The organism is Paenibacillus mesotrionivorans, from assembly GCF_046098205.1.
In the GTDB taxonomy this organism is placed as follows: Bacteria; Bacillota; Bacilli; order Paenibacillales; family NBRC-103111; genus Paenibacillus_AR; species Paenibacillus_AR mesotrionivorans.
This window is the reverse complement of record NZ_JBJURJ010000008.1, coordinates 65,576-91,611: the sequence shown is the minus strand read 5'-3', so window position 1 is coordinate 91,611 and position 26,036 is coordinate 65,576. Positions and strand designations below refer to the sequence as shown.

Here is a 26,036-nt window from a genome sequence, read left to right as displayed (position 1 = left end):
GAAACGGATTGAAAAAGCCCTCAAACATACCAGGCAAATATATGATGAATGGGATTACCCCAGGATTAATACAACGGAATTAACCGTTTCTGAGACCGTGGAACGGATTTTGAAACTCATATGAAATCTTGAAACTGATCCAGAGGTGAAGCATTTATGCAAATTAAAGGGCTAAACCATCTGTGCTTTTCTGTATCCAACTTAGAACAATCAATTGTGTTTTATGAGCAGGTTTTTGGCGCCAAGATCTTGGTCAAGGGCAGAAAACTTGCTTATTTTGATTTGAGCGGCATATGGGTAGCGTTAAATGAGGAAGCAAATATTGACAGAAGCGAGTTGAATAAGCCGTACACGCATATTGCATTCTCCATCTTGGATGAAGAATACGAAGCTTACACTAATAAATTGAGTGAGTTAGGTGTAAATATATTACCTGGAAGAAAGCGAGATGAAAGGGACAAAAAATCCATTTATTTTACAGACCCCGATGGACATAAATTTGAGCTTCATACAGGTCAATTGATTGACAGAATGGAATATTATAGGGAAAACAAAACGCATATGCAATTTTTTGAATAAGAGTAGAGTAGAAGTTCGAACATCCTGTTTTCACGCGGGGGACCTTAGGCATCAATGTAGCGTTACAATCACCTTAAGTTTTGAAGAGAGCAGGTTATAAATCAGTGAATGATAACTACATTGATTTTCAGTCCATAATAGGCAAAAGCCTTCTGAAATATCCTAAACTTCAAGAAATCCACAAAGCGGATAGTGAGGAGAAGAGTTACATCCAAGGCCAAAACTCTATTCTTTTCAAGCATGATCAATCATTCAACTTTCAACTTCTTTGGAGTGTTATGCAAAAGATCTATTTTCAACTGGAGATTTAATGGGTTGATTAGTTTGAAAGGAATAGACTTTAATTTGTCTAGTCCTGAACCTATCACTTATTATCTGCACACTCTGGGTAATTGTCTATTGTTTACAGCAATATATGATAACGATAGATGTCATCGCATTATTATTAACTCAGAAAACCCGGAGGGCTTTTATATGAAGGACTTTAATAAGACCTTTGCATTTATGTTATTAAAAAAGAAATTATCTTATACAATCCAAGGTTACAATCGAGAAGGATTATTAATCAAAAGGGATGAGATTAGCAAGGATAAAATCATAAAATTTGCTTAAGATGGTTCAAAGTCTCGTATGCACAATGCGATTCTGGAGGTTCTTGAAACAGTGAAGAAGTTAATACTAGGTGTTACGGTACTGGTTTTATATAACATTTAGAATTCTCTAGGAACTGTAGAAAGGGAAACTGAATACAGGCTAAATTCAGATATTAAAATGCGGATCATGAAAGTAGTGGACAACAAATTAGTTTTTACTTTTACAGTGGGGGATCGGTTAGGGTCAGGTGAGTTAATAAGAGGGTTTAATAACAGGTATAAATACTATTATGCAGGACATGGGACCAATGAAATTCGAGAAAGGATCATTGAAACTAAAAATGGTCAGTTCTTAATGTTAGCCGGTCGAAACAGTCTAGCCGTAAAACATATTCGTGCCCACATAGAAGATGAAGCGTATGACGTAATAATACCTGAAGGAGAGTTTTATCTAACAGTAACGCCTATTAAAAAACAAAGTTGGATTTCACTTCAGGAATGGTTTTGTATAACAAAGGAAATCAAGAAATAGACAGAATCAAACTTCCCCATAAGTGAATCGTAAGTAGGGGCTTAAGGTATTTATGGCTAAACGAGTACAGGAGGTGTATAGATGGAAAGTCCATGGGAGGAAGAGCCGCGGAATAGGTGGCTCTTTCAGTTGGGCCATTGGTGAAGGGGCGAATGAATAAATGTCTGTAAGCCAAGATCTTTACAATAATCATAAATAATGCCCGAGATAAATTGTTGTTGGTAAAAAGGCGGGATGTCCGGTTTGGGATTTACCTGGAGGCACGCTAGAAAATGGTGAATCGGATTTTGAGTGTGCAATTAGAGAGGCAAAGGAAGAAACCGGGCTGGAAATCGTGATCATTCGAAAGATCGGATGTTACTATAGGCCTTTGTATCAGGATATTCAGCATATCTTGGTTGGAAGGGGTGTCGGCGGACAGCAAATTCTTAATGGGCCAAAAACGGCAAACATGGAGTGGTTTACCTTCAACAAACTGCCCTTGTTCATTGTTCCAAACCGAAAGGCACAAATCTTAGATTATGTAAGGAAAAAGGAACCGGGTGATGTTGGAATAAATGATTCTAAAATTATTTATTTTTTCAGGCAGCTGATCAATAAGAAATAAAGAGAAAAGAAAAGACTCCATCGTAACGGAGGAGCTGTAGGTGAATCCAATGAAGAAAAAATTGATAATTATTAATGGCGTACCGGGAGTTGGAAAAAGCACAGTTAGTAAAGAGCTGCATAAATCTCTTCCAAAGTCAGTTTGGCTTGATGGTGATTGGTGCTGGATGATGAATCCTTGGATGATTACAGAAGAGAATATAAGGATGGTGGAGCGTAATATCATTTATTTACTGCGTAGTTATTTCAGTAATTCGAATTTTGATTATATTGTAATGAGTTGGGTCCTGCATCGAGAAGAAATCACAAAAAGGATTCTTGAGGGCATTCAAGATTTTGAATATGAGCTTACAAGAATAACATTAACTTGCACCCATGAATCCTTAAGAGAACGGATGTTACTGGATAACCGAACGCAGGAACAATTCGAAGCAAGCAGCCGTAGGCAAAGACTATATGAGGACATGGAGACATTCAAAATAGATACGTCTAACATTAGTCTCGAGGAGACTATAAAAAGAATTATACAAGAATTATAGTGTAAAAAACCGAACAAACATTCTATTAATTTATGGATGGATATGGTAGACTAGGATTAATGTAGTGAGGTAGTTGATGGTAACTTTGTATAAATATTCGAAGGTGTAAGGTAGGTGATTCGGAGATGCATGTTCATTTTTATGAATTAAATAGTATTGATGATAGCAAGTTGAAATATGCAGTTATCCTAACCAGATATAATAATGAGTGGATTTATGTGAGGCATAAGGACAGACAAACCTGGGAGATTCCTGGAGGAAGAAGAGAACAAAACGAATCAATTGAAGAAACTGCAAGGCGTGAGCTCTATGAAGAAACAGGTGCGAAGACTTTTGAGTTATATCCCTTGTTAATATATTCTGTTACACACGATAGTGGTGAAGAATCCTATGGAGGTTTATTTTACTCGGAAGTAACGGAGCTTGGTTCTTTGCCTCTTGAAAGTGAGATTGGACAAGTTAGCTGTATGAAGGAGTTACCGAGTAACTTGACCTATCCCTCCATACAACCACAATTATTGGATAAAGGTTTAAAAAAGCTCTGTTTATGAGAAGATCGAGATACTCAATCTAACATGAACTACAAGAAATGAGGATGAATGGTGAGCTATAAATCTATTTTGATAGACCAAATCACTGCATGTTACAACGATAAGAGCTGGTTTTTACCTCTCAAAGAAATACTAGCGGAATTAACGGCGGAGCAAGCTGCAGCAGAAAATGAATGCAAACAATCGATTTGGAAAATCGTGAATCATCTTCATTTTTGGAATGAGAAATGGCTGAAGAGATTTAAACTTGAACGTATCGAGATTGTTAATTTAGATAACGAAGAAACTTTTTACTTGAATCCTCATGGCATTAATGAATATGAGTGGGGAGAAACTTTAATCAAGCTTGAGGCGGTATATGAAAGCTGGATAAAGGTACTCCAGGATTGTGAAGATTCTAAACTTATTACAACTATACCTACATATTTCAATGCTCCATGGTGGGGAGTGGTATCCAATTTATGCACCCATAATGCCTATCACATTGGTCAAATCATGTTACTCAAGAAGCAAATGTTAGATAAATAACAATGATCTTAAAGGTTTATTCCGAAAGGATGTGATTGATTGGAAACAAGATTACGGGAGGATCAATATGATCTAACCCCCTTGGGTAAATCCGGATTGGGTGGATGGCTTATTTTCATTCAGCTTGGTCTTATACTTACATTATTATTAGCATTAGTGAATTTGTTCAGCTATTCTATCCCATCTTTTTATTCGGAGACTTGGACCGCGTTAACCTCGAAAGATTCATTACAATATCATCACTTATGGGCACCTACGATCCTATTCGAATTTCTTATGAACATCGGTATCATTCTATTTTCTGCTTACATTATAGTCCGTTTCTATCAGCGGAAAATGATCGTGCCCCGATTAATAATAGTCTTTTATAGCGCAAGTTTATTGATTTCTGTGTTCGAATATATATTGATGCTCCAAATTCCCGATTGGAGGGAAATAGATGACGGAAGCTTGGCTAAGGATATTGCTAAAGGAACTTTCACATGTTTGATATGGATACCCTATTTCTTAAGATCCGTGAGGGTTAAGAATACGTTTGTTAAGTAGAGAAGGCTATTCAAAATCTATTCAATTGCTTTTTGTACCAATGGAAGTAATTACGTTTAAGTGCTGCGGGCAAAAGGAGACCTAATGGAGATTAGTGTGGATTATATTCGTATTAGCAGGCAGAATTCTAATCATTGCGAAGAGTTTTTGAATTTAGGTTATGCATATATGAAAGAAGTAGCACCCGATAAGTCCTTGGAGATACATAACAAGTTCCTTAACAGTATCCTGAATCGGCAAAATGAAACGGAACGATGGTTAGTTGGGATAAAGGTCAATGCCCATATGATTGGCTTTGCCCATTTTAAAGTGGATCGAAGTGAGCGTGTGGGATGGGGATATATAATGGAATTTTATATTATCCCTGACTTTAGAAAAAAGGGTCTCGGCAGAATGCTGTACGAATTTATAAAGGAAGAGTTTATGAAATTCGGAATTGAGAATCTGTGGTTAACTGCCAATCAGGAAAATGGTGAGCCCTATTGGTTTTCATTAGGGTTCGTGGATACGGGAGAAACCGAAAATGGAATGAAGATATTACACATTCTGATCTAAATGGAGCGGATGTAAGTGGGATTCAAAGCGGTTATTTTGGTGGTGGAGGATGTTAGGAGATCCAGAATGCTGTATGAAGGTTTGCTGGGATGCAGGGTAGAGGCAGACTTTGGCATTTATAATGTTGGCTTTGAAGTTGGTTTTGCACTTTATAAAAAATCGTTTTTTGCTGAACTCATCGATCATGATGACATTGTATCCAAAGCACACAATTTGGCTGTATATTTTGAATTTGATGATATCCATACGCTGCGGGATACGATTATCGCCAATGGTTTTGAGCTTGTGCATGATATCAAGGAACAGCCTTGGGGACAAAAGGTTTTGCGGTTCTACGACTATGATCATCATATCGTGGAGATTGCAGAAAATATGAATCAGGCACTGGTTAACATGTATCAATCCGGCATGACCGAATCCATTATTGCACACAAGACAGGCTATACAGAGGATGAGGTCAGAAGAATTTTGAACAGTCAGATGGAAACGGAAAAGCAGGAATTGACTTGATTGATCACGGAAATCCGGGATAACAGAAGTGGTACCTGCATACAAAAAACCATCGATCATCATATGACCCATGGATGCGTATGCCTATTTTTTTCAAGACCTTATTCAACATCATAACAAATCGCTAAGTATAAGTCTATACTTTTTTTGGCAATTCATTTACCATCTTGGTATTAACCCAAACAGGGAGATGGTAAAATGATTAAAAAAATCTGTGTCAACCATGCAGTTACTTACGAGTATCCCCCGGACGGAGGAACTATCCCGATTATTGACCCATATGATGGATGTTCGGTAGGCTGCCCATATTGCTTCCAACTGGAGGATGAAAATTGGAATCTCGACTTGAAGGTGAAGCTTAATATTGCGGAAGTCCTTCAGCAAGAGGTTAGCTCCTGGAGTAAAACGGAGCCTGTGTATATCGGCAGTAGGTGTGATCCATACATGGGGATAGAACGGAAATATGAGTTGACGAGAAAATGCTTAATGGAAATCCATAAGCTCAACCTGAAATGTATGTTGACAACGAAGTCTGGTTCAAGGCTTATATTCAGGGATCTTGATATCATCCAGGCAATGGGAGATCAATTTACTTTGCTGTTGGGGCTGTCTAATCTCAATCAGCTCACTAAGGTAGACGATATGTCAGTCCTGGGCAATATACAAACTGCCAATGAATTGCATCGAATAGGGATTCAAGTATGGGTGTTTATCACCCCGGTCCTGCCTGGAATAACAGATGTAGATGCAATGATTCACGCGTTGGATGATGATATTCAGGTGTTTTTAGATAAGGTTAGAATCAAACCCGGCACGAGGCCTGCCCTGGCATTAGAATCGTATATCGGACGTCGTTACCCTCATTTGGTAACCACATACCATGATATTATTTATAACGGTAGAGATATTTATTATGAGAGTATGAAAGAAAAGTGGAGTAAACATAAGAGAATCCGCTTTGTTTTTGAATAACGAAAATAATGGGAGTGATTAAAGATTAGTGAAGCCGAAATTCTCAAATTACATGGGATGGGACCAAAAGCCCTTGAAAGAATTCGACAAGCCCTCGAAGAGAAAGGCCTATCATTTGGGGACTAAATACTATGATGCGAGCAGAGGAGGACTTTAAAATGGATAAAATGATTGAATATGGTTTTGTGTGTGAAAGTAAGGATGAAAAGGCACTCATGAGTGCGTTGCAAAGCTTTATGGAACCTTTAAATAGAACTTTCTCAAAAAATAAGAACAAAAGCATGTTGGAATCAAGACTTCCCTATGTGTATAAGCATTTTTACTGGAACTTAAACAAAGAAAAACAAGTTTATTTAGAGGTGTATCCCAACAAAGATTTAGAAGGGAAATATAAGTTTTCGAATGAGGATGTTGGTTGGATCCTTTTTGCTAGTCTCAACGATGAAAAACCACCTTATCATGTAGCAATCGAAGAGCAAGAGAAGTATCTCCATGATATTCTAGCTTCATCAGGCTTTGAGTATGTAAAATTATATGAGTACAAAGATGGTGAGGAGAGATGAAGCTTTACATGGACATGCAAGATTGGGGTAATATAGATGGTTAATAAAGTAATGAAAGTCCTGGTATCTACAATTCTAATTGTAATTGCTGTAGGGTGTGCAAAAGACAATGAAGAGGGCCCCATTGAAACCGCTATTAAATTAAAGCAATCCATTTCTTTAAATAGTTATGAAAAATTCCAAGCTTTATTTTTTGAACAGCGAAAGTCAAAAGCCACAAAAGAATTATTTAATCAACTAAGGGAACTTGATGATTCTAAGGCAGACTATAAGTCATATTCGCTTGTTACGTTATGAAACGGTCAAATGGTATTGGTCAATCACGCACCTGGTGGGGATTACCAAATTCAGGATGTGATTATTGTTTCTGATGAAATGAAACCATTACTAGAAAAAATGATGAATCCTTAAACCATGTGGCTGGAGTTTAAAATTTCGAAAAGATATTGCCCTTCCATAAAACCCATTGGGAAACGAAAGGGCTTTTTGTCATGAGTTGGATTATCAGGTTGCAGCGTTTTTTATATGCAGAAATTGGATTCTCTTGTATACTTGAGGGAAAGATTGTTAAGTTAAGTTGCAGGTATTTTGATTGTGGATAAAGGAGGGCTGCTCTTGTTTCAGTATGAAGCGATAGACGAGGAATGGTTGGAAAAGCTGCGGACTTTCCAGTTCCGTAAACCGTTGGAGGATGGATTGCCTCCCATGCAGCATTGGCATGTGAATCATAACAAGCAGCACGCTTTATATTATATTGGTTGGGTTTCCAACTCCATATTGAGAAGAAACGGCGAGGACATGTATGAATTTGCCTTCTTTGTAAAGGACCAATGTGTACGTGTCACTGCCTACATATTTCCGGACACTTCCGAGAACAGATGGAACCCGGCCAATAAACTGAGCTTTGATGATGTTTCCTATATCGGACTAACCCGCGAAGAGGCGGAAACGGATATACAGGAAGCCATAACAGCCTATCTGACAAATCCATGGGGAAAAAGGCAATCCTAATGTGAAGTCGAACGCATTACATGAACAGAAGGAGCCTTGTATGGGTAAAATTCTTAATGAAATATTTGTTAAAACTAATTCGTATGATTTATGGTGGGGGATTTATGGGCTTGCTCTCATTATGGCTTTGATAATCCGTCGAGTGATGAATTTTTTGAGCTTCCATATTTCAATGGGCCTATTGAAGTGGAATTCACTGATGACTTAATTCATAACATGATGACAAAGCTATCAAAAACCAAAGAAGAAGTTATAAAAATACTAAATATGTCAACTAGTAAATGAAGGTACTAATAGTAAATTTCCATAGGGTTACGGATGGCTACCTTATTTTGCCGCGGGGTTTTTGTTTTTAAAAAAGCTTTTGCGCTGATAAGTCGCGCCATTCATTTCAAAATTTTTTTGGAATTAGGTGGCATGATGAAGTTTATACATGATAATTTTTCATGTGATGTAGATGTTTTTTGCAAAGAGCAAGAATATATGTTTCGATTTTATGATGGTTTCAAGGAACAGACAGAAAAGGAGATTATAAACTTAGTAATTGTGGATCCTGGATATGGATATCTTTTTCTTAAGATAAAAGGCGATTCGGCTTTATTAGGTGGATACTTGGATGAAACTGTTTTTCATTCGGATGAAATGATTGAAGCTACAATTCATTTTTTGGAAACTTACATCAAAGAAGCGAAAAACTTATATATCCCTTATCATGTAGCGCGAGTTAGGCGAACTAGTTTTTTGGAGTACAACGGTGAGTACTAAGGAGGTAACCATGAAGCTGATTGACCTGACTCATATGCTTCAGGATCGGATTCCGGTTTATCCTGGAGATTCGGAGATGAATTTAAGGCAAACGAAACATCTGGAAGCCGACGGATTTGTCAATCATGAGTTAACGATCAATATGCATACCGGTACGCATATTGATGGGCCGATGCACCTGACAAGTTCTAATTTATACTTAAGTGATTTTCCGTTAGATTCGTTTATGGGTAAAGGGATTGTGTTGGATGTATCGGGAATGCAAACCATTCAGTACCTTGAAGCCTACGAAGAATTGATAAGCGAAGACACAATCGTAATCCTGTATACAGGGCATAGTCAATACTTTGGACAAGAACTGTATTTTGAACAACATCCTGTTCTCTCTAGAGAGTTTGCGGAGCTGCTCGTACGAAAAAAGATAAAAATGATCGGATTAGACACACCTTCCCCGGATGAATATCCCTTCGAAGTCCATAAGCTTCTATTTGAGAATGGCATTTTCATTGCGGAAAACCTTACTAATCTTGAACAGCTATTGGACTTGGCCGCCTTCGAGATCATAGCCTTGCCGCTGTTCATTAAAGCGGATTCCGCTGTTGCACGCATTGTTGCGCGAGCAGAATAGCAAATACTTATTAGGAGGTTCCGATGACCTTGAGCGGATTTGGTTCGATGGGTTTATTCATTTCCTTACTGTTTATTATTGTTGTGTTTGCCGTCATTTCATTTGTCATCCGGTACTCCATCGATAATTCAAGACTCACCAAAGAAATCATATTCATGAGGAAAGAGCTGGAGGAGCTCAGGAATGAGTTGAAGGGAAACAAGGAGATTTAACTAAGTAAGGTTGTTGAAGAACGACCAGGCAATGGCCAGCCGGCCCTGTGAATTGTAACGGCGGTGGGAGCCCTTATTTCGGCCAAAATACCCCTTCAAAATATCTAACGGCGGCCACAGCCGTTATTTGCATCATTTTGCCCGTTGGAAGCTCTCATTTAACCTAATAACGTCTCCTGCTTCCGTTAGATTTTGAAAACACCCGTTTTGAGGCAAATAGCGTTTCTCACCGCCGTTAGGCACACAGCTACCCGCTCGCCTGCGGATTAAAGCGTATGAAGGTTGAGGAATGAGGAAATACAACTCTGCGAATGCTGTTATTTTGTGAAAAGGGAGGTTTACCGTATGAAAAGCATAAAGCCAGGCCGTGGACCATCTGCGATGGGGGCTGTTGGAAGTGTTGCTGTTGGGTTGTTTGGTGTCTTCTGGACCATCAGTGCGGCTAGTATGGGGGCCCCTATCTTTTTTGTGTTTTTTGGGATTGTTTTTGTTGGTTTGGCCATTATGCAGGGGATTTATCACTTCAAGAATGCTACGGGCCAAAACCGGATGTCGGTCTTTGATATCACGGACCATCGGGAGGAGCCTGATCCGCTAAATCAGTTTGTGAATCAACGCAATAGAAGCAATCCTGCCATTTCTGAAACCGATCCTGCAAGGAAAGAAGGCCAGTTTGAATATTGTCCGTATTGCGGGAACAAGGTGATGGAAGAAACCTACCGGTTCTGCCCAAAGTGCGGTAAAGAAATTCGAAGTTAATGTGGTATAATGGGGTACTTGAACGTAACAACCGCAAACCGGAGGCGCGATATGCTGACTTTTGAACAGAAACTGGCTGTATTGGATTCCTACCCCGAGCTGGAGCGCAAGGATGTATCGCTTGGTCGGGTTAATTACCACTTTGAGGAGAGCCGCCACGAGAAAAAAACGATTGCCTACCATCTGCACCCCAATGGCAACGGTTTTGTATACGCAGGACTGCTGAAGGGGTATCCCGTTGACAGCAAGGGACTTGTAAATATCCGCGAGTATTCCGAGGCCGAGCTCCGTTCCTTGCTTGATGCCACGATGGCTGCAATGGCAGCCTATGAATCCTCTACTCCTGCTCCCACCCCTAAGAAGGGCAAGAGGCAGAATAGCCATTGGACCGATGCGGCCGGAAACAAGCTTGAACTGAAGCACGAGGAAGATATGTGGTACCTGTATGCCGGAGCAAACCTGGATATGGCCTTTGAGACGCAGCAGGAGGCGGAGGAGTATCTGGCGGAGGAAGGTTTTGTCCGCGCCGGTGCGTGATACAGCAGACACCTGTAATTGAATCGCAACATTAAAGATAGCCTGCACGGACCGTTAGCTGTTGTACGGATCGGGCGGGCTTCTTTTATAAGGCTAATGTAAGCGTTTGTATGATATTATATCGATCAGAAAAGAGGAATGATTCCCATGGGTTTTGAGCTTGTGGAAGCCACCATACCGCAAATCCAGGCGGCTATGGAATCCGGCGAGTTGACTGCAAAACAACTGGTTCTTATGTATTACCAACGGATAGCGGAGCATGACAAGAACGGGCTCACTGTCAACTCGGTGCTGGAGCTCAATCCCGACGCACTGTTCATCGCGGAAGCACTGGATGTAGAGCGTGCTGCGTGGGGGCCGCGCAGTCCCCTGCATGGCATTCCCTTGCTGCTTAAGGACAATATCAATACCGGAGACAAGATGCATACCAGCGCAGGCTCGTTGGCTTTGGCCGATTCGTATGCAGGTGAGGATGCTTTTCTGGCAGCCAAATTGCGCGAAGCCGGGGCAGTCATCATGGGCAAAGCGAACATGACGGAATTCGCCAACTTCATGACCAACGGTATGCCTTCAGGTTACAGCTCGCGCGGCGGCCAGGTGCTGAATCCCTACAATATATCCACCCCAACAGGCGGCTCCAGTGCCGGCTCGGCTGTAGCTGTGGCCTGTAATTTCTGTACCGTGTCCGTGGGCACGGAAACCTCCGGCTCCATCTTGAACCCCAGCAATCTCGGCGGCATTGTTGGCCTCAAACCTACGGTGGGGCTGATCAGCCGATCCGGCATTCTGCCCTTGTCCAACTCCCAGGATACTGCCGGTCCCATGGCCCGCACGGTGCGGGATGCGGTGCTGCTCCTGAATGCTTTGACAGGTGAAGATAAGGAGGATGCCGCCACCTGGACAGGCGCGGGAAAGCGGCATAAGGATTACACGGCCTTCCTTAATGCAGAGGGGCTGCGAGGAGCACGTATTGGCATCCCCCGAGACTATTATTTTGAGGAGCTTACTGATGAGCAGCTTGCCATCTTCAACAGTGCTTTGGACGTCATGCGTGAGTTGGGTGCAATCATTGTTGATTCGGCGGATATTAGAACGGCGCGGGAGATCAAATATTCGTCTGTGGTTTTGAACGAGTTCAAGTCCTCTCTTGGTGCTTATCTGGCCAAACTCGGTCCCGCTGCCAAAATGCGCTCGCTCAAGGATATTATTGACTTCAACCACGCCCATCCGGTGCAGACGCTTCGTTATGGACAATCCACGTTGATTGATGCGGAATACACCACCACCGGAACACTTACGGAGTCCCAATATCTACAAGACAGGCTCACCGACCTGCGGCTTTGCAAGGAGGAGGGAATTGATGCCACCATGTGCGAGCATGAGCTTGATGTGCTGCTGTTCCCCGCAGATTTCGGCGCACGGATTACTTCACGGGCAGGCTACCCCTCTATTGTGGTTCCCGCCGGTTACACCTCGGCTGGTGTACCCTTCGGCATTGCCTTTGCCGCCCGGGCGTATGAAGAGCCTGTGCTGATCAGCCTGGCTTATGCCTTTGAACAGCATCATAATATCCGCCGCCCGCCATCGCTTCGGAGCTTCATATAATCCCCTAAAACCAGATTCCTGAATTTGTTATGCTAACAAATCTGTGATAATAAATAACATTTTAATAACAAAACTAACAATACGAATGGGGCAACCTTAATGGCGAACACCACCTTAACTTTGTCGGAATGGCAATTTCGTGGCTTGGAAGAGGAGAACTGGTATCCTGCAGTAGTGCCGGGCTGTGTGCATACGGATTTACTGCGGAACCAGCGAATTCCTGATCCATTCTACAGAACCAATGAGCGGGAGCTGCAGTGGATCGATAAACAGAGTTGGGAATACCAAGCGATCTTCGATGTTCCGGCGGAGTGGATTGAAGAAAGTGGATTGGAGCTGGTTTTTGACGGGCTGGATACATATGCAGACGTATATCTGAATGAACACCGGATCCTGTCTGCAGATAATATGTTCCGCGGCTGGAGGGTAGATGTTCGGGGGTTGGCCCAACCCACCGGCAATGTGCTGCGGATACAGTTTCGCTCTCCTGTGCTGGAGGATCTGCCCAAGCTGGAGAAGTTGGGTTATGCCTTGCCGGCTTCCAATGACCAATCCGAAATAGGCGGTATGGGGGATAAGAAGGTCAGCGTATTCGCCCGTAAAGCCCCGTATCATTATGGTTGGGACTGGGGCCCGCGTTTTGTAACCAGCGGAATCTGGAGAGAGGTCAGGCTGGAGAGCTGGTCCGGATGCCGGATTACTGATTTGTATATCCGGCAACGGGAGATAACGGCAGAAGCGGCTCAACTGACTGCCATAGCAGACATTCAATCGGATGGTCCAAAGGATGTTTTTCTGCGCCTTTTGGCTGGAGCACAGGTTTGGAGCCTGCCTTTGCATCTGGAGGAGGGGGTTCAGACAGTCCGGTTGGAGGTGAGCTTAGACCATCCTGAGCTGTGGTGGTGCAACGGGCTAGGTGAGCCCAGCATGTACACCTTTACAGCGGAAATCTGCGATGTGGCAGACGGGAGGGATGTTCTTGCGGAGCGGCATGTCCGCACCGGCTTACGCAGAGTTAGGCTCGTGCAAGAGCCTGACTCCTTTGGGGCATCCTTTTATATCGAGCTGAACGGGGTACCGGTATTCGCCAAAGGCGCCAATCATATTCCCAATGACAGCTTCCTGACGGAGGTAACCAGTGAACGGTACCGGCATGAGATTATGTCGGCGGTGGAGTCCAATATGAATATGCTGCGGGTGTGGGGCGGCGGCATTTATGAAAACGATATCTTTTATGAGCTCTGTGATGAGAACGGGCTATTGGTTTGGCAGGATTTTATGTTTGCGTGCAGCATGTATCCGGGTGATAAGGCCTTCCTTACCAGCATCCGTGAGGAGGCAGCGTATAATCTACGCAGACTGCGCAATCATCCCTGTATTGCTTTATGGTGCGGCAATAATGAGATAGATACGGCTTGGTCCCAGTACAATGAAAATGGGGGCTGGGGATGGAAAAAGCAGTATACCTCCACGCAGCGGGAGCAAATGTGGAGCGATTATGAGGCGGTTTTTCACCGGCTGCTTCCTGAAGTGGTAACTGAACATGCTCCGGACGCAGCGTATTGGCCGTCATCCCCGATGGTTTCTTTAGGCGGAGATGAAAAACAGCATGCCACCTCCAATTCAGCACAGGGCGATATCCACTATTGGGGAGTCTGGCATAGCGGAGATTCCTTCGAATCCTACAATGTAAATCTGGGGCGTTTTATGAGTGAATACGGCTTCCAGTCCTTCCCGGAGCTGGATTCTGTCCTGCGTTATGCCGTTCAGGAGGATTTGGAGCTGGAATCCGAGGTGATGAGAGCGCACCAGAAAAACGGTGCAGGCAACCGGATTATCAAGGGCTACATGGACCGGTATCTGAAGGACCCCAAGGACTTTCCAAGCTTCCTCTATATGAGCCAGGTGCAGCAGGCGCTGGCGATGAAAGCGGCGATCCACGCCCACCGACGGAAGAAGCCGTATTGTATGGGCAGCCTCTATTGGCAAATGAATGATTGCTGGCCTGTGGCCTCCTGGGCCGGTTTGGACTATTATGGCCGATGGAAGGCGCTGCAATATGAGGTGAAACGCAGCTTTCAGGACGTGATTTTGTCTGTGGACGGTTCGATTGGCGGATATCTGGATATTTATTTGATATCGGATAGCCCAAAGCCCGTTAGCGGGCAATTGACGGTGGAGCTGCTGGAGTTGGATGGAGGCTGTTTGCGTTCCTGGTCCGCTCCTGTTGGAGTGGGAAGCCATACGTCTGGCCGTGTATTCACTCTGCCTGCAAATCAAGTACTGGAAGCAGCTGATCCACGGAAAGCTGTAGTGGCCGTCAAGCTGGAGGAGCAGGGGAAGGTGCTTTGCAGTGCGGAGCATTATTTGGTTCGAGACAGGGAGTTGGAATTAGCAGCGCCGCACATTACGATAACGGAAGAGTCAGGCTCGGACGGCACCTGCTTCACCTTGCAGACCGACGTGTTGGCTAGGCAGGTGTGGCTTAAGACTGGGGAAGAGGGAATCTTCTCTGACAACTTCTTCGACTTGATACCGGGCCGGCCCAAAACAGTTCAATTTCTTGAGCGACCACCAACAGGCAAACGATTTGTTCCCGGCCACCCCCCTGGGCGTGTAAGGATCCAATCCATGACGGACATGATCTGAGACGAATTATCCAAAACCGGACCGTGCTTCACGGTCTGGTTTTTTGCTACAAGATATATGCAATATATGGGTGAAATCGTATAATGGAAGGGGAAGGAGGAAGCACATGGTAACTGTCTCAATGGCCAAGCTGATTCAATTATTACCCGCATCATGGAGCAATTCAATTTCCAAGGTGATTATCGGGAGATCCCTGCAACAATATGCCCGTATTCATGTACAGGGCGGGGAGCATTTACAGGGCCTCCAAACCCCGGTTATCTTCATATGCAATCACTTAAGCAACTCAGATGCATTGGTGCTGGACAAGGTATTAAAACAGATCGATCCCACCTTTGTGGCCGGGGAGAAGCTGTCCAATAACGCTGTAACCGGCTTGGGCTTGAATGTAATCAAAACGACGACGATAAAGCCGAACACCGCTGATAAAGAAGGCCTGACCAACATGATCAGGCTCATTAAACAAGGCGAAAGCCTGCTGATCTTCCCGGAAGGAACCCGGAGCAGAACCGGCAGCCTGATTGAAGCGAAGAAGGGTGTTCTTCTTGTTGCCAGAATGACAGGGGCACCAATCGTTCCGATCGGGCTGTGCGGGACAGAAAAACTGCTGCCGATTAACCTGAACGGGGATATGAGGACAGAGCGTTTTTATCCCGCAGAGGTGTTCATCAGCATCGGCCAACCATTCGAGTTGCCCAGAAGAGCCCCGGAACAGGATAAAAAAGGGTATGACGATTCCACCATCCATATGATGATGAGAAAAATCGCTGCAATATTGCCGGAGGAATACCGGGGTGTATATAAATGATATGGAGGTTTAATTGATGGACTGGCTAAAAGACCTCAGTATCCACATACTGGGCATCATTGTTGGCGGTTTAATTGCGTACCGGATTGTTAGATGGCAATTTGAGGACGATGAAATCAGGGTTAGCCGTAAAAACCGCTTGCTTCTGACAGAAAATATCCGCCGGATTCATGCTGAATTGAAGAGCAATCTGGATAGGATGATCGAACTGAAAGGGATTTTCCATCATCATAACCCGCTAACCGTTGAAGCTTTGGAAGGGGGGACTGCTTATGTGGAGGCAAACTCCTTTTTCGCCTTTCACCATCTGCGCAGTTCTTCACTCTACATGCTTCTGCCTGCCCCATTGGAAATCTACGTATATGACTCCTATTCTCGGTTGGAATGGTTCCAGAATAACTATAGGCTGACGGTTCGGGGACTCCCTAATGCGCTGGAATCTAGCGTTCCCAAGATGGAAGCGGATCTAAATGAGCTTATTCATACACTGGAGACTAATCTAAAGCAGATGAGTGATTTTCTGTAGTGAAAAGACAAAAATTTAAGGGACCAGATCACACACGCAGTAGTGTGTGATCTGGTCCTTTTATTTCGGTTGAACATAAATTCATTACCCAAAAAAGTGATCCGCCGGTGAAACTTTAAGATTATTTAATCTTTTTGCAGCCGGTTCTTTAAAAGGTTTGCTCTATTCTAGTTAGAAAGGGGGGACCGGAATGAAGAGGATCATATTCCTGTTAGGTATATTGATTGTGTTGGCTTGGGGTGTTTACAACGGGGACTGGCGGGGGGAATCCGGCAAGGTGCTGGAGGTGGAGACCCGGCAGACGCCAACCGCCGGAGCCGGGGCTTCGGACAAAATGTCCATCCATATAACAAAGGATCAGGTGTATAAAGGAAACTTGCTTTTGGTAAACAAGGAATATGCTGTGCCTAAACAGGGAGCTGACCTGAAGAACATCCGGTTAAGCGGGACGAAGGAGCTCTCCAGCCGCTTCAACCTGGCAGACAGCTCCGTTCAGCTGACGGAAATGATGGCAGAGCGGCTTGCGGTTATGTTTGAAGCCGCCGAAGAGGATGGCGTGAACCACTTCCGCATCAACAGCGGGTACCGCAGCGAAAAGGAGCAAAAGCAGCTTTTTAAGCAGATGGGGGATCAATACGCCATGCCGGCAGGCTTCAGCGAACATAATACGGGGCTTTCGGTGGATATCGGATCAACGCTGATGGAGATGAGCAAGGCTCCTGAGGGGGAGTGGCTGCAGAAGAACTCCTGGCAATACGGATTTATTCTGCGTTATCCCAAGAGCAAGACGGAGATTACGGGCATCCGGTACGAGCCTTGGCATTTCCGCTATGTAGGTCTGCCGCACAGCGCCATTATGCAGCAAAAAAATCTGGTGCTGGAGGAATATCTGGACGAGCTGAAGGAAAAACGATCTATGACCGTAAAGGTCGGCAAGGATAAATATGGACTGTTTTATTACCCGGTATCGGGGGATACAACCGTACAGGTGCCGGCCCAAGGCCAGTATGAGGTGTCAGGGGATAACCGCGAGGGGGTTATTATAACGGTGGTTCTGTGATGCCGCGGGTGCAAACATGCTGCAGAAATCCCAATCCTCCCTAAATCTGTTACAATGCTAGTATGACTTTCACTAGTATGGAGGAACACATGAAGCCCGTTACCATTCTGATTGCTGAGGATGAACCGGAAATTGCCGATTTGATCGAATTGCACCTGGCCAAGGAGGGCTACCGCTGTATAAAAGCGGCCAACGGACTGGAGGCGGTGCATGCGGTGCAGACAAACCCGGTGAATCTGGCCATTCTGGATATCATGATGCCCGTGATGGACGGGTACGAAGCAACCCGGCGGATCCGGGAGCAGCATCATCTGCCGATAATCTTTTTAAGCGCCAAAACCTCGGATTTGGATAAGATTACAGGTTTGGTGCAGGGGGCGGATGATTATGTGACCAAGCCGTTTAACCCGATGGAGCTGGTTGCCCGGGTGAACGCGCAGTTAAGGCGCATCATGCAGTTTGCCTCGCCTGCCCCCTCCAAGTCCGTGCTGGAAGCTGGCGGATTGGTTATTTACCCTGAGGAACGGACGGTCTACCTGTACGGCAAGCTTATTGAGCTGACGCCCAAGGAGTTTGACATCCTGCTCATGCTGGCTTCCCACCCAAAGAAGGTTTTCAGCTCGGAGCATATTTTCCGGCAGGTGTGGGGAGAGGCTTATTTTGAAGGAAGCAACACGGTAAGTGTGCATATCCGCACGCTGCGCAAGAAGCTCGGGGAGGATTTGCATAAGAATAAGCTGATTAAAACAGTCTGGGGTGTAGGCTATGCATTTCAAGAGTAGATTCATCCGCAGCTTCCGCTACAGAATGATTTGGCTGTTCGGGCTGAGCATGCTGTATTCCGGCGGATGCACCTTCTTGCTGTACAAGGTCCTCCAATTCTATTACCATACGGTCCGCCGCGAAAGCCCGCTGTATCAGCTTCGGACCTTCATCCGGGACATTGGGGACATTAATTTTTTTCTGATTGTGTTTATCCCCTTGGCGGTGATCTTCTTCCTGATTTTGACCAAGCCGTATCCCGTCTATTTCCGCGAGATTTCCCAAGGCATCCGCCAACTGGCCGAGGGCAGGTTTTATAACCGGGTGGAGATTCCGGACGGAGATGAGTTTGGCGATATCGCCCGAGATATCAATCAAGCGGGAGCCAATTTGCAGGATGCTCTTGACCGCGGAGATTTCGCCGAGAACAGCAAGGAGCAGCTGGTGCTGAATTTGGCCCATGATTTGCGGACGCCGCTGACCTCGGTGATTGGTTATCTGGATATTCTTCTGAAGGATGAAGAGCTCAGTGCCGAACAGGTGAAGCACTTCACGGGGATTGCCCATACGAAATCGTTGAAGCTGGAGAAGCTGATCGACCAATTGTTCGAGATCACCCGGCTGAATTACGGGAAGCTGCCGATCCAGCAGCAGGCTGTTGATTTGGGCGAGCTGCTGGTTCAATTAAGCGAGGAGCTGTATCCTGTTTTGGAAAAGCATAATCTGGTATCCCGCCTTCATATTTCGGAGCGGCTGACGGTGCAGGGAGATGGTGACCTGCTGGCCCGGGTATTCGAAAATCTGCTGAACAATGCGGTACGGCATGGGATGGATGGTCAATATGTGGACGTGTACGGCAGGCTTGTGGAGCAGGAGGCAGTAGTGCAGGTTGTTAATTACGGGGACAGCATTCCGGCAGAGGAGCTTCCCCATCTTTTTGATATGTTCTTCACTGGAGACCGGGCGAGAACTAACCAGGACGGAGGCACGGGATTGGGGCTGTTCATTGCCAAGAACATTGTGGAACGGCATCATGGTGTGATTTCTGCACAAAGCGATGCCGCCCGCACGGTGTTTGAGGTACGTTTGCCGGTAATGGGCATCTCCTGAGCAAGGTTTTATGGTAGAATAATGGGAGCACCATACCGGAATAACAACACGAGAAGGAAAACCCACCAGAAGCTTAGAGGCCGGAGGTGGGTTTTATTGTCTGAAGAACACAGGGAGGAGGTAGACTATGAAGATGAAAATATGGCTTGCCGGAGTGTCCATACTTGGGCTAATTGCAGTCGCAGGAATATACATAGCTCTTCAAGGGAAAGAAACCATCAACCATCATTATGTTTTTACGGGCTCGGGCGAATATTGGTCGGCTGAATATGAGGTTACGGCTACAGAAACCTTCCAAGAGAAAAATAACAAAACGGAATACAGCTCGAACCCCTCCGGGCATTTCAAGCTTCTGTATAACCGTGAACTTGCCGAACTATCGGGGCTTTATAAAATAACCTACTCCTATAAAGGCACTGCCAATGGAGGAAGCGGTACGGAGGAGTTCAGCGCACCACCTAAGAGCAAGGAGGTCATAAGCCGGTCTGCCGGTGGAGGCAATGGCGCCTTTGAAAGGAAAGATTCTAAAATCGAGGTTACAGTGGAATGGCAGGGTAAAACAGAGACCTTTTACTTGCTCAACAAGCAATGAACCGGGGGTGTAATTAAATGAAGAAAATAATAATCGGCGGGTTTTTGTTTATTTCCGGCATCCTCTTGTATACGGGAATCCGGATTGCAGCTGTCCTTTATATGAAGGAACTGACCGGATGGTCTACACCTCCGGGAAGGTACGGAACGGCACTGGAAGACATCGGGGGCAAAATGGAAATTGCGGTTTCGCTGGGATTATGCGTGTTGGGGATTGTATTAATGTTTTGGGACGGGGGCAAAAAGTGGCTTGAGGATATCAGGCTAAAGCAATTGATCAAACCGCGGAAGCCGGAGGATGAAAAAATAATAGTCTAAATTGGTGTTGCCTACCCGCGGCAAAGGAGTGATGTCCAAATATTCATTCCGGTTCCCGCCCATGGTGGACAAGTTCTAACGAACCTGAGCCACGCTATTTGACCGGATATGGGCATTTACTAAATCTAACGAATCTGAGCCACACTATTTGTCCGAATTGGCGCCGAAATGCCTTGATACTGGCGAATAGCGTGTTACAGATTCGTTAGATTTTTAACATGCCTGTTTTTCGCGAAATAGCGTGTCACAGATTCGTTACGCTAGACTATGGTCAAGCCCTCAAATCGGCTTCGCCAATTTCGAGGCTTCCATACCATCATCCGGCCTTTGGCAGGGACCAATGGTATTTCAGGATAGCGTGTCACAGATTCGTTACGCGTCAATAGACGCACGAGACGTAAGGAGTTGCGCCGCCATAATTAATACTTTGTTAATACTTCATTTAGAAGGAGGCAATACCTCTCCGATACAATAAATCGTAAGGAAACGTTTCCCCACTATTTACCTAAAGCAAAGGAGACTCACTATGAAGCTTAACAAAAAGACGGTAACGGCTCTGTCCTTTACCCTGGGCGCCACTCTGTTCATCTCCACGGCCTTCGCCGACGCCCTGATCGGGTCCGGCTACGACCAGTTGAAGAGCTCCATCAAAACCACCGCTTCCCAGATGGAAACGGGGCTTGGCAATTACACCATGGAAGCGATGTACACCATGAAGAATAACGGAGAGACCTTTATGGAGGTTTCCCAGCGGACCAAGTACGACAGCGCGACGAAAGCCACAGAGAATACCTCGGTTACTCAATACGGCAAGGCAGAGCCCACCCAGAATTATTCCTATCAGGATCCGAACCGCTCGATATGGAAAGGAAGCTTCGACGATACTTACAATGTTACCGAATATTCACAGCCTCTTCCCAGCAGGGACCGGGCGTTCCGGGACCCCTTCAAGGAGCAGGGAGCAGCCGAGCTCGAGAAGGTATTCGATGCCATCGTGGGCAATCTGAAGGATTATGTCCAAGCGGAAAACGGGACGGACGGCGGCAAAACCTACTCGGCCAGCTTGTCGGAGGCTCAAGTGCCCGCCTTGGTGAACGCGATTGCTTCCTTCGGCTTCAAAAAGATTCTGGTGGATGAAAGCCGCTCCAACCGGGAGATGAATATTCCGCAGATTGAAAGCGACATTTATGTAAAGAAGGTTACCGGATTGGCTTCGCAGCAGAAGGACGGGATGCTTGAGAACATAACCGGGGAAATCGTGCTTTCGGGCAAGGATAAAGACGGCAATGTTCATGATCTGTCCGTTGGGGTAACGGCGAGAATGACAGCTGTGGGCGATACCAAAATTGTGATGCCCGATCTGACGAACGCCAATGTAACCAAGGCCGAACAAGGGGACAATGGCTTGAGCAGCAAATATGTGGGCAAATATAAGAATGATATTGTTATTGAGAAGAACGGTCAGTTCGTGAAAGCAGGAGAGCGTGTGCTGGAGATTACCAGTGTGGGACAAGGACGCGTTACCGGCACATATACCGAAACGGTGAAACCGGAATTTGAAAAAGAAATTGGCGAACCGCTGGTATTTACGTTTAATGATAAATCGGAGTCGGATAGAGGTCCTGCCTACATCTTTACCACATCAGCCGGGGAAAAAGGCTCCTTCCAGCTGTTCCCGAACGGCATGGGCAATGTATTTATGCATACCCAAGAGCTGCCGGTTTCCGTGGCCAAGCGTATGGACAACTTCGGTGCAGAGTTTAACCGCGTATTCGAATAAGGGGTTCCTGCGGGAATCCGAAAAAAAGGAAGCTGCTGCGGCAGCTTCCTGATTATGCTTATGGAGGAGAGAGTGCCGCATATGCAAGCTGTTATGGAAATCACCGGATTAACAAAAATGTACAAGAATGGCCGGGGGATCCGGGATATGGACCTGACCGTGCATCAAGGGGATATCTTCGGATTGCTCGGGCCCAATGGGGCAGGTAAAACCACAGCCATGAAGCTCATCACAGGTCTGATCAAACCGGACCGGGGAGGAGTAAGACTTTTTGGAGCGGATGTGCAGGAGAATATGGTGCAGGCCATGAAGCATGTGGGCTGTATTATCGAAACAGCGGAGTCGTTCCCTTACCTCACGGCCAACGATAACTTGAAGCAATTTGCCCGGTATTATCCGGAGGTGGACCAAGCCAGAATTGATGAATGTCTGGAATGGACGGGACTCATCAAGTACAAGCATGAGAAGGCGGGGAAATTCTCCCTTGGCATGAAGCAGCGTCTGGGAGTGGCAGCAGCGATTTTGTCCCGGCCGAAGCTTCTGATTATGGATGAACCTCTGAACGGCCTGGATGTGGAAGGCATGCTGGCTATGCGGAAGCTGATCAAGCATCTGGCTGAGGAGGGAACCACGTTCCTGATCTCCAGCCATCTGATCCATGATGTGGAGCTGACCTGCAACCGGATCGGCGTGGTGTACAACGGGAAGCTGGTTCATGTGGAGTACACCGATAAGATATTGTCCGATTATTCATCCTTGGAGAATTACTTCGTCAGTGAGGTGGAACGCAATGGACGGGTTTAAGGCAACCCTACAGAACGAACTGGTTAAGCTGGTCAAAAAGAAAAAAATCCTGGCTGCCGTTATCTTTTCCGTAATCGCCGTATTAACGGGCCAATTGGCCGTCACTACCATCAAACACGGATTAGGCCTCCGGGTGGTAGGCAGCACTGAATTTCCGCTGGTGGTCCTGTCCCTCATTACCTACACCATCCTGCCGCTGTTTGCTACCTTCGTGGCAATTGACATGTTTAATGGTGAATTTTCCGCCAATACCATGAAGCTGACACTGCTGCGCCCGGTCTCCCGGTTCAGTGTATTCAGCGCAAAGGTTGCCAACTTGGCCATATTCATCGCCGCCAATCTGGCGCTGGTGATGGTTCTCTCCCTTTTGACCGGGATCATGTTCAACATGACCTCCATCAGCATTATAGGCATCTGGAGAGTGTTTTTGTCCTACGGGGCAACATTTTTGCCGATATTTGTTTTCGCTCTTCTTGTCGTTTGTCTGGGCAATGTGCTCCGCGGCGGACTGGCGGTGTTCTTCCTGTCGGTTTTGGCCTTCGTCGTGCTGTGGGTGTTAGGCGCATTCTTTTCGGTTTATTCCAGCTTCTTTATCACCTCTATGTTCGATTGGTATACCCTGTGGATTTCAGATACCCTGAATTGGGCCAAAATCCTGCGTCAGACTCTCATTCTGTCAGGATGTGGTATAATGCTGTTTACCGCAGGCTTTTATCTGTTCGACAGGAAGGAGATTTAGGGCTTATATGCACACCCTAATGGATTCGCCATGAATTTGACCAGACGTTTCTATGTGCTGAATCTGTTGACGGTCCTGGGCGCAGTAGGAATGACGCTTCTGGCGGCTATCGTGTTTATTGCCTTCTACACCAAGGTTCTTGGCCAGGAAACGTACCTGGATGGTGTATATAAGGCCTATGAGGTAAAGTATGCTCTGAACGAGATCAAAAGTGAAATGCAGACGTATACCTTCGAGCAGCTGTCCAATCCTGCCTTCAAGCAGCAGCTGACCCTCCGGGTGCGGGCCGCCGGCAGCGAAGCCGTGCTCCTCCGCAACGGGGAGACGGTTTTTGCCACCATGACCCTGAATTCCATGGATGTGGCCAAGCTGCAGCATCTGGCGGAAAACACCATGGATCAGGAGACCTTCCAGTTGGAGCGGAAGACCTATTTTTATGAGCGGCTCCCCTATTCCCTGCCATCCGGGGCGAAGGGGGCTCTGGTGCTGCTGTCTCCGGTACAACTGAACACCGGCTTCTACAAAACGCTGGGGCTGTTGGCGGCTGCTGTATTTATCCTGAGTCTGCTGCTTCTGAACGCTTGGGTTTCCCACCGCTTCTCCAAGGCGATTATCCGCCCGGTTTCCCGGTTGAAGGACGCCGCGGCGAAGATCAGTGAGGGTGACCTGGATGGCGGCATAGCCGAGGAGGGAGAGGATGAGGTCCGGGAATTGGGGAGAACCCTGGAGATTATGCGGATCCGGCTGAAGGAATCCGTTTATATGCAGCAGAAATATGACGAGAACCGCAAATTTCTGGTTTCAAGCATCTCCCATGATCTCAAGACGCCGGTAACCTCCATTAAGGGTTATATTGAAGGTATTATGGACGGAGTGGCCCGGACGCCGGAGAAAATGCAGGAGTATCTGGAAACCGCCCGCTCCAAGGCAGAGCTGGTCAATACGCTGATGGATGATCTGCTTTTGTACTCGTCGCTGGATCTGAACCAGCTGCCTTATCATTTTGAAGAGACGGATCTCTTCCGCTACTTCGAGGATTGCATTACTGACAACCAGTATGAGTTCCAGCAGGCCGGAGTGAGCCTGGAGCTGTCGATGGAGCTGGAGAAGCCGGTGACGGTCCGCATAGACAGAGAGAGATTCAAAAGAGTGGTCCAGAATATTCTAGACAACGCGTTAAAATATATGGATAAGCCGCAGGGACAGGTGGCGGTGATTCTTAGAGAAACCCGGGGCTCGGCCCTGATCGAGATACAGGATAACGGCAGGGGAATACCGGAAACAGATTTGCCTTATGTGTTCGACCGGTTCTACAGGGTTGATGCGGCGCGCAAGAACGCCAGCGGCAGTGGCCTCGGCTTGGCCATTGCCAAACAAATCGTAGAGGGACATGAAGGAAGCCTGTGGGCCCGGAGCGAGCCGGGGCAAGGCACCAGGATGATCATCTCCCTCAAGAAAAGCTTATCCCATGGAGGCTAACATGGATACTGTAACGAAGAACATCCTGATCATTGAAGACGACCAAAGCATTGCCCTTCTGCAGAAAGATTATCTGGAGATTTCCGGATATGCGGTAACCGTTGCCGCCAGTGGTCCCGAGGGGCTTAAGGCTATGGAGAAGACGGATTATGATCTGGTAATTCTGGATATTATGCTGCCGGGAATGGATGGCTTTGAGGTGCTCAAAACCATCCGCGGGCAGGAGCTGCTTCCTGTCCTTCTGGTATCTGCCAGGGGAGAGGAGCTGTACAAGATCAAAGGTTTGGGCCTTGGCGCGGACGACTATATCACCAAACCCTTCAGCTCCGGCGAGCTGGTCGCCCGGGTGAAGGCCCATATCCAGAAATTCGAACGGATGAAGGAAAGGTTCGGCAACGGTCCCAAGAAACGGAGTCTGCAGGTCCGGGGGCTGGAGATTGAGAAGGAGGCCCGACAGGTGCTGTTAAACGGACAGGAGGTGCTTCTCCCCCAAAAGGAGTTCGACCTGCTCCTGTTTTTGTTCCAGCATCCGGGCCGGGTATTCAGCAAGGAGGAATTGTTTGAACGGATATGGGGCTTTGATGCCACGGGAGATATCTCTACTGTAACGGTCCATATCGCCCGGATCCGGGAGAAGATAGAGGAGAATCCGTCGAAGCCCCAATACATCGGAACCGTATGGGGCTCCGGCTACAAGTTCCTGGCCTAAAAACACCAAAAAGTGTATAAACCAGACCAAAAGCTTGATTTCATTCCATAGGCCGCCAGCGGTATGATCGATACAGGTCCCTTAGGGGAGAACAAAATCGGTGATACAGC

At 46.2% G+C, this 26,036-nt stretch carries 32 protein-coding genes and 1 pseudogene; all 33 read left to right on the top strand.

The window, feature by feature from the left end; all coding sequences use genetic code 11:
- Window positions 1-156: 156 nt before the first annotated feature.
- Window positions 157-579: a metallothiol transferase FosB gene (gene fosB / locus ACI1P1_RS13610; RefSeq protein WP_416216941.1), complete on the top strand. Its 423-nt coding sequence runs from the start codon at window positions 157-159 to the stop codon at window positions 577-579.
- A gap of 780 nt (window positions 580-1,359) precedes the next feature.
- Window positions 1,360-1,704: a hypothetical protein gene (locus ACI1P1_RS13605; protein ID WP_416216940.1), complete on the top strand. Its 345-nt coding sequence runs from the start codon at window positions 1,360-1,362 to the stop codon at window positions 1,702-1,704.
- Window positions 1,705-1,915: 211 nt separating this feature from the next.
- The gene (locus tag ACI1P1_RS13600) at window positions 1,916-2,311 is read left to right on the top strand and encodes an NUDIX hydrolase (RefSeq protein WP_416217136.1); all 396 of its coding nucleotides are present in this window, start codon (window positions 1,916-1,918) and stop codon (window positions 2,309-2,311) included.
- A gap of 49 nt (window positions 2,312-2,360) precedes the next feature.
- Window positions 2,361-2,849, top strand: coding sequence for an AAA family ATPase (locus ACI1P1_RS13595; RefSeq protein WP_416217135.1), 489 nt, complete (start codon window positions 2,361-2,363; stop codon window positions 2,847-2,849).
- A 125-nt stretch (window positions 2,850-2,974) separates the two neighbouring features.
- Entirely contained in the window at window positions 2,975-3,400 is a 426-nt protein-coding gene (locus ACI1P1_RS13590; protein ID WP_416216939.1) for an NUDIX hydrolase, read from the top strand.
- Window positions 3,401-3,448: 48 nt separating this feature from the next.
- Window positions 3,449-3,928 carry a DinB family protein gene (locus tag ACI1P1_RS13585; protein WP_416216938.1) on the top strand — a complete coding sequence of 160 codons (480 nt, stop codon included), beginning with the start codon at window positions 3,449-3,451 and terminating at the stop codon, window positions 3,926-3,928.
- Between the two features lie 39 nt (window positions 3,929-3,967).
- Window positions 3,968-4,474, top strand: a complete 507-nt coding sequence (locus ACI1P1_RS13580; RefSeq protein WP_416216937.1) for a DUF2569 domain-containing protein — start codon at window positions 3,968-3,970, stop codon at window positions 4,472-4,474.
- 84 nt (window positions 4,475-4,558) lie between these two features.
- The gene (locus ACI1P1_RS13575; RefSeq protein WP_416216936.1) at window positions 4,559-5,029 is read left to right on the top strand and encodes a GNAT family N-acetyltransferase; all 471 of its coding nucleotides are present in this window, start codon (window positions 4,559-4,561) and stop codon (window positions 5,027-5,029) included.
- A 15-nt stretch (window positions 5,030-5,044) separates the two neighbouring features.
- Window positions 5,045-5,539 carry a VOC family protein gene (locus ACI1P1_RS13570; RefSeq protein ID WP_416216935.1) on the top strand — a complete coding sequence of 165 codons (495 nt, stop codon included), beginning with the start codon at window positions 5,045-5,047 and terminating at the stop codon, window positions 5,537-5,539.
- 198 nt (window positions 5,540-5,737) lie between these two features.
- Entirely contained in the window at window positions 5,738-6,511 is a 774-nt protein-coding gene (locus ACI1P1_RS13565; RefSeq protein ID WP_416216934.1) for an SPL family radical SAM protein, read from the top strand.
- A 21-nt stretch (window positions 6,512-6,532) separates the two neighbouring features.
- Window positions 6,533-6,637: pseudogene (locus tag ACI1P1_RS13560) on the top strand (DNA-binding protein); the annotation flags it as partial.
- 32 nt (window positions 6,638-6,669) lie between these two features.
- Window positions 6,670-7,074 carry a hypothetical protein gene (locus ACI1P1_RS13555; protein ID WP_416216933.1) on the top strand — a complete coding sequence of 135 codons (405 nt, stop codon included), beginning with the start codon at window positions 6,670-6,672 and terminating at the stop codon, window positions 7,072-7,074.
- Between the two features lie 36 nt (window positions 7,075-7,110).
- The gene (locus ACI1P1_RS13550) at window positions 7,111-7,371 is read left to right on the top strand and encodes a hypothetical protein (protein WP_416216932.1); all 261 of its coding nucleotides are present in this window, start codon (window positions 7,111-7,113) and stop codon (window positions 7,369-7,371) included.
- Window positions 7,372-7,689: 318 nt separating this feature from the next.
- Window positions 7,690-8,085, top strand: a complete 396-nt coding sequence (locus ACI1P1_RS13545) for a hypothetical protein (RefSeq protein ID WP_416216931.1) — start codon at window positions 7,690-7,692, stop codon at window positions 8,083-8,085.
- Between the two features lie 318 nt (window positions 8,086-8,403).
- Window positions 8,404-8,850, top strand: coding sequence for a hypothetical protein (locus tag ACI1P1_RS13540; RefSeq protein WP_416216930.1), 447 nt, complete (start codon window positions 8,404-8,406; stop codon window positions 8,848-8,850).
- A gap of 10 nt (window positions 8,851-8,860) precedes the next feature.
- A complete protein-coding gene (locus ACI1P1_RS13535; protein ID WP_416216929.1) occupies window positions 8,861-9,478 on the top strand; it encodes a cyclase family protein in 618 nt (205 codons plus the stop codon).
- Between the two features lie 23 nt (window positions 9,479-9,501).
- Entirely contained in the window at window positions 9,502-9,690 is a 189-nt protein-coding gene (locus tag ACI1P1_RS13530) for a hypothetical protein (protein ID WP_416216928.1), read from the top strand.
- Window positions 9,691-10,035: 345 nt separating this feature from the next.
- Window positions 10,036-10,449, top strand: a complete 414-nt coding sequence (locus tag ACI1P1_RS13525) for a zinc ribbon domain-containing protein (RefSeq protein ID WP_416216927.1) — start codon at window positions 10,036-10,038, stop codon at window positions 10,447-10,449.
- 51 nt (window positions 10,450-10,500) lie between these two features.
- The gene (locus ACI1P1_RS13520) at window positions 10,501-10,986 is read left to right on the top strand and encodes a hypothetical protein (protein WP_416216926.1); all 486 of its coding nucleotides are present in this window, start codon (window positions 10,501-10,503) and stop codon (window positions 10,984-10,986) included.
- Between the two features lie 147 nt (window positions 10,987-11,133).
- Entirely contained in the window at window positions 11,134-12,591 is a 1,458-nt protein-coding gene (locus ACI1P1_RS13515) for an amidase family protein (RefSeq protein ID WP_416216925.1), read from the top strand.
- Between the two features lie 99 nt (window positions 12,592-12,690).
- On the top strand, window positions 12,691-15,240 hold the full coding sequence (locus tag ACI1P1_RS13510) for a beta-mannosidase (protein WP_416216924.1): 2,550 nt from the start codon (window positions 12,691-12,693) through the stop codon (window positions 15,238-15,240).
- A 106-nt stretch (window positions 15,241-15,346) separates the two neighbouring features.
- Window positions 15,347-16,048: a lysophospholipid acyltransferase family protein gene (locus tag ACI1P1_RS13505; protein WP_416216923.1), complete on the top strand. Its 702-nt coding sequence runs from the start codon at window positions 15,347-15,349 to the stop codon at window positions 16,046-16,048.
- 16 nt (window positions 16,049-16,064) lie between these two features.
- On the top strand, window positions 16,065-16,574 hold the full coding sequence (locus ACI1P1_RS13500; RefSeq protein WP_416216922.1) for a hypothetical protein: 510 nt from the start codon (window positions 16,065-16,067) through the stop codon (window positions 16,572-16,574).
- 190 nt (window positions 16,575-16,764) lie between these two features.
- Window positions 16,765-17,634: a M15 family metallopeptidase gene (locus ACI1P1_RS13495; RefSeq protein WP_416216921.1), complete on the top strand. Its 870-nt coding sequence runs from the start codon at window positions 16,765-16,767 to the stop codon at window positions 17,632-17,634.
- Between the two features lie 89 nt (window positions 17,635-17,723).
- Window positions 17,724-18,416, top strand: a complete 693-nt coding sequence (locus tag ACI1P1_RS13490) for a response regulator transcription factor (protein WP_416216920.1) — start codon at window positions 17,724-17,726, stop codon at window positions 18,414-18,416.
- Window positions 18,400-19,506 (top strand): HAMP domain-containing sensor histidine kinase, encoded by a 1,107-nt coding sequence (locus tag ACI1P1_RS13485; protein ID WP_416216919.1) that lies wholly within the window; start codon window positions 18,400-18,402, stop codon window positions 19,504-19,506. The genes ACI1P1_RS13490 and ACI1P1_RS13485 overlap by 17 nt, the downstream gene beginning before the upstream one ends.
- Before the next feature lie 127 nt (window positions 19,507-19,633).
- Entirely contained in the window at window positions 19,634-20,098 is a 465-nt protein-coding gene (locus ACI1P1_RS13480) for a hypothetical protein (RefSeq protein WP_416216918.1), read from the top strand.
- Between the two features lie 17 nt (window positions 20,099-20,115).
- Complete coding sequence (locus tag ACI1P1_RS13475; protein ID WP_416216917.1) at window positions 20,116-20,415, top strand: hypothetical protein; 300 nt, start codon at window positions 20,116-20,118, stop codon at window positions 20,413-20,415.
- A 526-nt stretch (window positions 20,416-20,941) separates the two neighbouring features.
- Window positions 20,942-22,195, top strand: a complete 1,254-nt coding sequence (locus ACI1P1_RS13470) for a hypothetical protein (protein WP_416216916.1) — start codon at window positions 20,942-20,944, stop codon at window positions 22,193-22,195.
- A gap of 81 nt (window positions 22,196-22,276) precedes the next feature.
- On the top strand, window positions 22,277-22,999 hold the full coding sequence (locus ACI1P1_RS13465) for an ABC transporter ATP-binding protein (protein ID WP_416216915.1): 723 nt from the start codon (window positions 22,277-22,279) through the stop codon (window positions 22,997-22,999).
- Entirely contained in the window at window positions 22,986-23,738 is a 753-nt protein-coding gene (locus ACI1P1_RS13460; protein ID WP_416216914.1) for an ABC transporter permease, read from the top strand. The genes ACI1P1_RS13465 and ACI1P1_RS13460 overlap by 14 nt, the downstream gene beginning before the upstream one ends.
- 30 nt (window positions 23,739-23,768) lie before the next feature.
- Window positions 23,769-25,217, top strand: a complete 1,449-nt coding sequence (locus ACI1P1_RS13455) for a sensor histidine kinase (RefSeq protein ID WP_416216913.1) — start codon at window positions 23,769-23,771, stop codon at window positions 25,215-25,217.
- 1 nt (window position 25,218) lies between these two features.
- Window positions 25,219-25,926, top strand: coding sequence for a response regulator transcription factor (locus ACI1P1_RS13450; protein WP_416216912.1), 708 nt, complete (start codon window positions 25,219-25,221; stop codon window positions 25,924-25,926).
- The last annotated feature ends 110 nt before the right edge of the window (window positions 25,927-26,036 follow it).